The organism is uncultured Campylobacter sp. (assembly GCF_938017705.1).
Lineage (GTDB): Bacteria > Campylobacterota > Campylobacteria > Campylobacterales > Campylobacteraceae > Campylobacter_B.
Genome location: NZ_CALIIS010000146.1, coordinates 1 through 8,262, shown reverse-complemented (window position 1 = coordinate 8,262; position 8,262 = coordinate 1). Strand labels below are relative to the sequence as shown.

The following is an 8,262-nucleotide window of genomic DNA, read 5'->3' as shown; positions in this document are numbered from 1 at the left end:
AAATAGCAACAAATCGAAGCAAAGTGCAAAAATATAAATTAGTGCAATTATACCCACAGCAATTTTCAAATTTTTGCGCGGCAAAAGTGCTGCAAAAAACAATGAGGCAATAAAAAGAAAAACTGAAAAAATTGTGGCAAATTCCAAAAATCAACCTTAAATTTGGCAAAAATATAACGCGTAGTCTAACAAGAATAACTTTAAAATTTACTAACGCAGACGCAAAAATTGCTTTTAAAAGTAATAGCGGCACAAAATTCTATGCGAAAATTTTAAATTCCACCGCATAGAATTTTAGAATCGAAGCATGACTCGCCGTCACATGGAGAGACATGACGCCGAGCCGAGTGCCCGCGCTAGCCGACGCGCCTTTGAAAAATCCCCACGTAAAGCGCGAAAACAAAACCGATCGCGACCGCGTAAGGAGCGAACTCGGTGATGCCTTTAGCCGAGCTTGCGAGCAAGAAATTGTGCGCGACCGCAGCGCCCGCCGCCATGCCGATGACGAATATGCCCGAACTTAAATTTCCCGTACCGGCCTGCACCAGATGCTTGCCAGGGCAGCCCTCGCTTAGGCTGAAGCAAAGTCCTGCGAGCACCATACCCAAGAAATTCCAAACGAAATCGTTATGCGCGATAGGCTGGCCCTCAAAGCCGAGCTTGTATTGTCCAAACGCGATATTTGCGATGCTCGCAAACGCGATGACGCTTAGCACGCCCCAAAACATCGAGAAATCGCCGCGGAAAATTTTACCGAATGCGCCGACGCTGCAAAATTTGCTTCTGTGCATCAAGGCCCCCACGATAATGCCCGCAGCCAGCGAGATGCCTACTGCGGCGTGTTGCGCGCCGGGGCCTTTAGCGGAGATAAAAAGCGCGCCGCCCTCGCCCGTTTTGAGTCCGAAAACCAAAGCCGCAAGTAGCGCCGCGCCCAGTATCACGGGCAAAATTCCGATCGGGCCGCTAAGTCTTGCCTCTTTGCTCGCCTCATAGCCGCGCTTTTTAAGCAAAAACCCAATGAGTACGCCGCAGATTAGACCCGCTAGCCCGGCTAGCGCGGTCAAATCGCCGCCGCCTAGGCGCAAAAACGCGCGCCACGGACATCCCAAAAATACAAGGCAGCCGATCATCGCGAAAATCCCTAGGAAAAATTTCGCAAACGGCGAGCTGCCCGTAACAGGAGCGAACTCGCGCGTCCAAAGCACGCTTGCCAAAAAGCCGCCGAACACGAGCCCTATGATCTCCGGGCGGATGTATTGCACTGCGCTAGCTCGGTGAAAACCTAACGCGCCGGTGGTGTCGCGCAAAAAGCAAGCGACGCAAACGCCCATATTGCCCGGGTTTCCGAAATGCACTAGCGTAGCACCCAGCACGCCTAGCACGGCGCCTGCGATGATGTACCATTTAACGTTATTCATGAAAAAATCCTGAAATAATCTAGATCGACCGATCTCTTAGGCGCAATTTTATCCTTTGTAAAATAAAAAGTAAATAAATTCCGATCGAAATTTGCGAAAAGTTAAATTTTAAAATCGCGCGGGCGGCCACTAAATTTAGACGCAAACGAATCGCGGATATTTAAATTTAGACTCTTTGCTGCGATAGAAGTGCCGAATTAGCCGCTCGATTTCGGCGCAAACAAATCGCAATGAGAAGCCATGGCGTAGAGGCGGTCAGACGAAACACGATACAAACGGATACAGGTAGAGCCGAGGGGGGGGCGCAGAAGCGGCGCGATAAAGTACAAACAAGACGCAGCCAAAACGCAGAAATGGCTCAGACGAGGTACAATGCTTGCTGCCAATAAAAACAAATTTCAAATGTTTTTGAAATTAAATTTCAACCTTATTTAAGTATGTAGATATATAATAATGTATTTCAATTTTATTTTAAAGGTCGGGGCATGAAAAAGCGAATTTTATTGGTGCCGCTTGCGATAGGCGCGATAGGCGGAGCGAATGCGGCCGAAAACAACGCCACGAAGTCGCAGGATCTGGGTCAAATCGTCGTGCAAGCGGACGGTGAGCGCGGTCGATAACCTAAAATACGCAGGCTCGGCCGGAATTTTAACCCCCAAGGATATGAAAGCCAAAACCAACGTGATCGATTCGATCATGCAGATACCGGGCGTTGACGGCAGTATGGATATGGGGCGGCAGATCGGCAGGCAGTTTCAGATCCGTGGATTCGGATATCAAAGCGACGAGCGCGTCATCATCAAGCAAGACGGCGTGCGCAGAAGCGCGGGGATGTACTCCAATATGATCTCATCCTTCCGCACCGATAGCGACATCCTAAAGCGCGTCGAGGTCATAAAGGGCGCCTCGTCCGTGCTGCACGGCTCGGGCGCGATCGGCGGTATCGTAAATATGCAAACCAAAAGTGCGAGCGATTATCTAAGCGAGGGCAAAAACGTAGGCTTGATGCTAGGGCAGAGGCTCGAATCAAACAATATGCATAGCATGCGCGGCGCGATTTACGGCAAGGGCGAGGAAATTCCGATCGATGTTTTACTCTACGGCAAGCGCGCAAGCTACGGCAACGTTAAGTTCGCAGACGGCGGCACGCACTACGGCGAGGGCTACGACAAGAGCTTTAATAACGAGCATATCGATACTGGATTTTTTAAGATCGGCGCGAATTTGGACGATCACCGCATAAGCTTCAGCGCCTTTGATTACGACGAAAATTTACACACGATGTGGCAGACGCTATGGCAAAACGACGCAGATCTCTTCGTGCATGGAAATTTAAGCCAGAGAGATTACGTTTTTGATTGGAATTTCACGCCGCAAAGCCCGCTAGTGGATATGTCTTTTAAGGCCTACAAAAGCAGAGCCGAGTATAAACGCGGCTATATCGACGGCGCAGATACCGGCAGCTACACGAACAAAGACGATCGCAAGGGGCTAGAGCTCAAAAATATCTCGGAATTTGATACGGGCTTTTTAAACCACAGCTTTGCTTTCGGCGGCGATTACGAAAAGCGGCAAGAGGATGCGACCTATATCCTAAACGGCGTGCTATCGGATTTTGCCTCCTTTCCGAATGAATACAATAGCTACGGGCTTTTCGCGCAGGATTTGATCCGCTTGCACGATGATTTAGAGCTTACCTTAGGCGGTAGATACGATAGATTCGATCGCGACATCAAAGGCAAACCCGCGAAATTTAAAGATTCCAGATTTTCTCCGCGCGCGGCGATTGCCTATACGCTCTTTGATAAATTTACGCTTTTAGCGGGATACAGCGAGAGTTTCCGCGCGCCTACTCCGCACGAGACATCGCAAGCAGGGCCGATGAACATGCATTATTATTACATCCCAAATCCCGATCTAAAGCCCGAGACCGTCAAAGAGTACGAGGTCGGATTTAGCTTTAAACAGGATGAAATTTTTACGGACGATCACTTCGATATGAAATTTATCTATTTTAACGGCAATATCAAAGATATGATTGACGTTAAGCCGCTACCGCATCTAGGCGTGCCGCCGGGCGGCTTTTCGCAACAATACGGGCAGTATCAAAATATCGATCAAGCCAAAAGGCATGGTTTTGAGCTTAGCTCAAACTACCAAACGCAGGACTTTGATTTCGGCGCGAGCTTCGAGCGACTTAGAATTTACAATAAAAAGACGCACGAAAACATCAATAACCACGCCAAAAAACTAAGCGTGCACGCCTCCTACTCGCCTCTGCACGATCTAAATTTAGGCTTTGAGGTAAGCCACTATTTCAAACCTCACTCCAAACCCGCTTCATATTTTGCACGCGGGAGGGAGTATTTTTATGTAGATAAGTCCTTTACGATCGCTAATTTTAGAGGAAGTTACAAGATCAAAAACGGCATTATTCCGGCCCTTGACGGCGCGGACGTAAGCTTTGGCGTAAATAATATTTTCGATCGACACTACATCAACGCAAACCGCACGCGCGAGACTGTGGTGGTGGGTGCTGGACGAAATTTCTACGTCGATTTGGAAGTAAGATTTTAGATTAAGCTTATATGGGCGAAGCGCGGGTTAAATTTTAAAGCCCACCCGCGCTTGCGTCCTCTTTCTTTTTAAATTTAAGCCTCATCGAGACCTTTCGGTGATAAGGCTTAAATGTGGCATAAATTTCTAGCGCTATAAAATTCCGCAATTTTTAAAATTTAACAAACTGCAAAATTTTATGGGTCGCAAAGCCCGCAAGTTGCGAAATTCCAGGCCTCATCAATCGATAGCGTTGGAGCTTTTTAACACCACTAGATGTTTTTTGCCCGCAAAGCTTAGCACTACGGCAGCATTATTTTCGTCGATCTCGCGCACAAGCTCTACTCGCACGTCGCTAGGTCTTGCGGTATCCGAGCTAAGCAGCTCATTTTCTAAAATGTTTCTAAATGCCGAAACCTTGGGCTCTTTTGCATCCGATCTTTCTTTTGCTCCCTCGCGAAATTCCATCGTACCACTCTCGGCAGAGCTTACTTTAAGCGGCGAAATTTTATCCGCTGCTCTTATATTCTCGGCGCTCTCATAGTTTTCGTCCGCCTCCGTAGCTTCCGAACGCTCGGCACGCGCAACTTCATCGTAAAATTTATCGTGTGCACTCTCTTCGCTCACGTTCTCGCCTCTTAAAAAATCTGCACCATCTACGCTTTTTGAGTCGTTAGAATTTTTTAAATTTAAAGCAGAGGCTTCATATTTCTTCGCAAACTCCTGCGCGTCAGAATAATTTGGGTTCTTTGATCCGCTCTGATTTTTAAAAGAGGATTCGTTTAAAATTTTATCGATGCCCGCCCCGTCCACGTCAGTGCCATCCATACTAGCGTCATCTTCAAAAACTCGCCATGTCTCGTCGATACTTTTTTGCGGCTTGTGCGATAAGAATTTTCGCACGCCTACGAAAGCCGCAGCCGCAAGCAGTAACGCTACGATTATCGGCATCACGGAAACCCTGCTGCTACCGCTTTGCGCCGTCTCACTCGCCTCGCTCTTTACGCTCATCTTGCTCTGATCGAAAGCGGGATTTTTTACGCGCAAAATGAGCTTTAAATTGCCGTCTTGAGTAAGAGCATCGACCGATAGATCGGCTCCGGTGGGGAAATTGATCTCGATATCCTTGCCTTTGGGCGCAATCGTAAAGCTTTTTAAGACCTTTTGATTGGTGCGCATTTCGTTAAATTTCTCATCGCCGCCAAGCCCTTTTAAAATAAGACTCATCGACTGCCCATCGACGCGGCGCACAATATCGGGCTTGTATGCGGAGTCAAATGCCAAGGCGATGTCGACGCTATCGTCGTGGTTGAAGAGATCGTATTGCATCAGATTGGCGCCGAGACAAAAATTTGCGATTAAAATCAAAAATATCTTTTTCATGCTCTTTCCGTTAGTTAAAAAGTTCGGCGATCTTATTTTGCAGCTCGCGCCCGCCGTAGTTCGCGCATAAATTTACGATTGCAGTGCCGATGATAGCGCCGTCTGCGTATTCTTTGGTGGCGCGAACATCGCTAGAGTTGCGGATACCAAAGCCGATCGCCACGGGCAGATCGCTCATTTTTTTAAGATCTGCGACCATATTTTTAAGGCGCGAGATCGGAGTTTGCTTGCTTCCGGTCACGCCGATAGCTCCCACGCCGTAGATGAAGCCTCGTGCGCGGCTCAAAACTCGCGCGGCACGGTGCTCGCTCGTAACGCTAATAAGCGGGATGAGCGCGATACCGAATTCCTCGCAAAGCGCAAAAATTTCTTCATTCTCCTCATACGGCAGATCTGGGATTATTAGTCCGCTGATGCCGTAGCGCGCCGCCTGCGCTACAAACTCGCGCGCGCCGTAGGCAAAGATCACGTTATAATAGACCAAAAACACGAGCGGCTTGCGCGTTTGCACCTCTTTTAAAATTTCAAATACTGTGCCCGCGTTTACGCCGTTTTGCACCGCGGAAAAGCTCGCTTTAAAAATTTCCGGGCCGTCTGCGAGCGGATCGGAATACGGGATGCCGATCTCAAGCAGATCGATCGCGCTTTCGTCTAAATTTGACAAAAACTCCTTCGTGTGCGCGGGACTCGGATATCCCGCCACGATATAGCCGATGTTCGCCTTTTTGCCCGCAAAGGCCGCTTTGATCTTATCCATAAATCGTTCCTTTTTTGTAATTCATCACGGTATCCATATCCTTATCGCCCCTGCCACTCACGTTTACGACGATCGTTTTTCTGCCTTTTAACTGCGGGCAGAGCTTTTCTAAATACGCTAACGCGTGCGCGCTTTCGATCGCAGGGATGATACCTTCGAGCCTGCAGAGCAGTTTAAGTGCCGTGATGCACTCATCGTCGGTTACCGCTTCGTATCGCACGCGACCAGTCTCATGCAGATGCGCGTGCTCTGGACCTACGCCGGGATAATCAAGCCCCGCCGAGATGCTGTGTACGGGCTCGATCATGCCGAATTTATTCTGTAGCACAATCGTTTTCATACCGTGGATGATGCCCGCGCGCCCACCAGTGATAGTCGCTGCGTGATAAGGGGTTTGTGCGCCCAAGCCGCCCGCTTCGACGCCGATGAGTTGTACGGCGGGATCATCCACGAACGCGCCAAAAATTCCTATCGCATTGCTTCCGCCGCCCACGCAGGCCAGGACGTAATCGGCTTTAATCCCCTTGCTCGCAAGCTGCGATTTGGTCTCGGTGCCGATGACGCTTTGAAAATCCCTAACCATCTTCGGATACGGATGCGGTCCGACCGCCGAGCCGATGACGTAAAATACGCTCTCAATCTCGTTCACCCACGCCTGAATCGCCGCAGTGGTCGCCTCTTTGAGCGTTTTAAGACCGGTGCCGATTTTGATCAAATTTGCGCCCAAAAGCTGCATCCTAAAGGCGTTGAGCTGCTGGCGCGCAGCGTCGGTCTCGCCCATATATACGTCGCACTCAAGCCCGAATAGCGCCGCTGCCGTCGCCGTCGCCACGCCGTGCTGGCCTGCGCCGGTTTCTGCGATGACCTTTTTTTTGCCCATTTTTTTGGCGAGTAGCGTCTGCGCTAGGGCATTGTTGATTTTATGAGCGCCCGTGTGGTTAAGATCCTCGCGCTTTAGATAAATTTCATGCCCGTAGTGCTCGCTAAGGCGCGCGGCGTGATATAGCGGCGTCGGACGCCCCGCATATTCGCGCAGCAAGTAACCCAGCTCGTCTTTAAATTCCTTCGTCTGCGCTATGGTGTTGTACGCATCCTCCAACTCCTCGAGCGCGAACATCGCCGTTTCGGGCACGAACTGCCCGCCGAAACTCCCGAAATACGCCTTTTTATTCATCCTATCTCCTCGCATTAAATCGTGAGATTATATAAAATTTCGCGTTAAATTTCGCTTTTTTTACGGCGTCTTTTGCGGCGCTATTTTAAAATTTATCGGATATGCAGTCGCAAAAAACGCGCGGCGCAAAATAGTAAATTTTGAAATTTACACTTCAAATTGCGGCTAATGTTTTGCTTGATGAGTAGCCCCAACTTCGTAAATTTGAAGAATTTATAAATTTATTTGCTTTCATTGCCAATATCGCTCTTTTTAGGATTACCAATAGGACAAATTATATTGTCGGTATCCGTAATCCTTAATTTTTTCCACTCTTCAAAACTATTAACTCTAATCAAATTATGTGGGATTTTTGACGGTTCATCAATAATCTCAAGACATTCGCTCGTTTCTCTTTTAAAATACTGCATAATAAGGTGATTATCGTTATTTTCCAAAGCCTTTTTTATACATTTTGCTTTTAACTCAGCATGATTGCTATTGCGTAGAGAATTTTTTGAAAAAAGCCTTATTGGGGCGCACTCACTAATTATTTCCATATAAATCATACGAAAAACAAAAAACGAAATAATTAGCAAAAATGGTAATAGAATAATATTTTTGTATCGTTTTAAGAATTTTAATTTTCTTTGAGTCGTCATTTTTGTTCTCGCCAATATAACTTATATAATTCAAATTCATCTTGTATTTGATTGCTTATATTTATATCGTCTATACACCTGTGAGATTGCAAATACAACTCCTTTAATTTCCTTTTATTCTTCGTTTTATTTGCTTCATTTAATTCTTTTATAAAATTATCATAGTTAAAATCCGCGCATATCATTTTGGAAGCTTGATTATAAATTTCTTTTTGTCCGCAAACTCTACTATCAAAGGCAATACCGTTTAATAACAATAAATTTTTAGTTTCATTTGCTTCTTTTAGCTTAGCTGAAAGTCGTATTTCCATAAATAAACATTTGCTTTTATCT

General features: G+C 47.1%; 8 protein-coding genes. 2 read left to right on the top strand and 6 right to left on the bottom strand.

Annotated elements, in window-relative coordinates; translation table 11 throughout:
* Nucleotides 1-356: 356 nt before the first annotated feature.
* On the bottom strand, nucleotides 357-1,418 hold the full coding sequence (gene yedE, locus Q0605_RS07530; protein ID WP_298705681.1) for a YedE family putative selenium transporter: 1,062 nt from the start codon (nucleotides 1,416-1,418) through the stop codon (nucleotides 357-359).
* Between the two features lie 485 nt (nucleotides 1,419-1,903).
* Between yedE and Q0605_RS07525 the strand changes: the two genes are divergently transcribed.
* Nucleotides 1,904-2,038, top strand: a complete 135-nt coding sequence (locus Q0605_RS07525; protein ID WP_298705679.1) for a hypothetical protein — start codon at nucleotides 1,904-1,906, stop codon at nucleotides 2,036-2,038.
* A complete protein-coding gene (locus Q0605_RS07520) occupies nucleotides 2,022-3,995 on the top strand; it encodes a TonB-dependent receptor (RefSeq protein WP_298705676.1) in 1,974 nt (657 codons plus the stop codon). Before Q0605_RS07525 ends, Q0605_RS07520 begins: the two co-directional genes overlap by 17 nt.
* A 219-nt stretch (nucleotides 3,996-4,214) precedes the next feature.
* On the opposite strand, the gene Q0605_RS07515 is transcribed toward Q0605_RS07520, so the two are convergent.
* From Q0605_RS07515 to Q0605_RS07495, 5 genes are all read right to left on the bottom strand, one after another.
* Complete coding sequence (locus Q0605_RS07515; protein ID WP_298705673.1) at nucleotides 4,215-5,357, bottom strand: hypothetical protein; 1,143 nt, start codon at nucleotides 5,355-5,357, stop codon at nucleotides 4,215-4,217.
* A gap of 10 nt (nucleotides 5,358-5,367) precedes the next feature.
* On the bottom strand, nucleotides 5,368-6,114 hold the full coding sequence (trpA, locus tag Q0605_RS07510) for a tryptophan synthase subunit alpha (protein ID WP_298705670.1): 747 nt from the start codon (nucleotides 6,112-6,114) through the stop codon (nucleotides 5,368-5,370).
* Nucleotides 6,107-7,288 carry a tryptophan synthase subunit beta gene (trpB, locus tag Q0605_RS07505; protein WP_298705667.1) on the bottom strand — a complete coding sequence of 394 codons (1,182 nt, stop codon included), beginning with the start codon at nucleotides 7,286-7,288 and terminating at the stop codon, nucleotides 6,107-6,109. The genes trpA and trpB overlap by 8 nt, the downstream gene beginning before the upstream one ends.
* A 221-nt stretch (nucleotides 7,289-7,509) precedes the next feature.
* Entirely contained in the window at nucleotides 7,510-7,827 is a 318-nt protein-coding gene (locus tag Q0605_RS07500; RefSeq protein ID WP_298705664.1) for a hypothetical protein, read from the bottom strand.
* A gap of 98 nt (nucleotides 7,828-7,925) precedes the next feature.
* On the bottom strand, nucleotides 7,926-8,262 hold a 337-nt coding region (locus Q0605_RS07495), incomplete at its 5' end, for a hypothetical protein (protein WP_298705661.1).

Excerpts from the sequence above, each read along its gene's own strand:
- trpA (WP_298705670.1), bottom strand. The coding sequence starts at position 6,114 with ATGGATAAGATCAAAGCGGCCTTTGCGGGCAAAAAGGCGAACATCGGC.
- Q0605_RS07515 (WP_298705673.1), bottom strand. The coding sequence starts at position 5,357 with ATGAAAAAGATATTTTTGATTTTAATCGCAAATTTTTGTCTCGGCGCC.
- Q0605_RS07525 (WP_298705679.1), top strand. The coding sequence starts at position 1,904 with ATGAAAAAGCGAATTTTATTGGTGCCGCTTGCGATAGGCGCGATAGGC.
- yedE (WP_298705681.1), bottom strand. The coding sequence starts at position 1,418 with ATGAATAACGTTAAATGGTACATCATCGCAGGCGCCGTGCTAGGCGTG.
- trpB (WP_298705667.1), bottom strand. The coding sequence starts at position 7,288 with ATGAATAAAAAGGCGTATTTCGGGAGTTTCGGCGGGCAGTTCGTGCCC.
- Q0605_RS07500 (WP_298705664.1), bottom strand. The coding sequence starts at position 7,827 with ATGGAAATAATTAGTGAGTGCGCCCCAATAAGGCTTTTTTCAAAAAAT.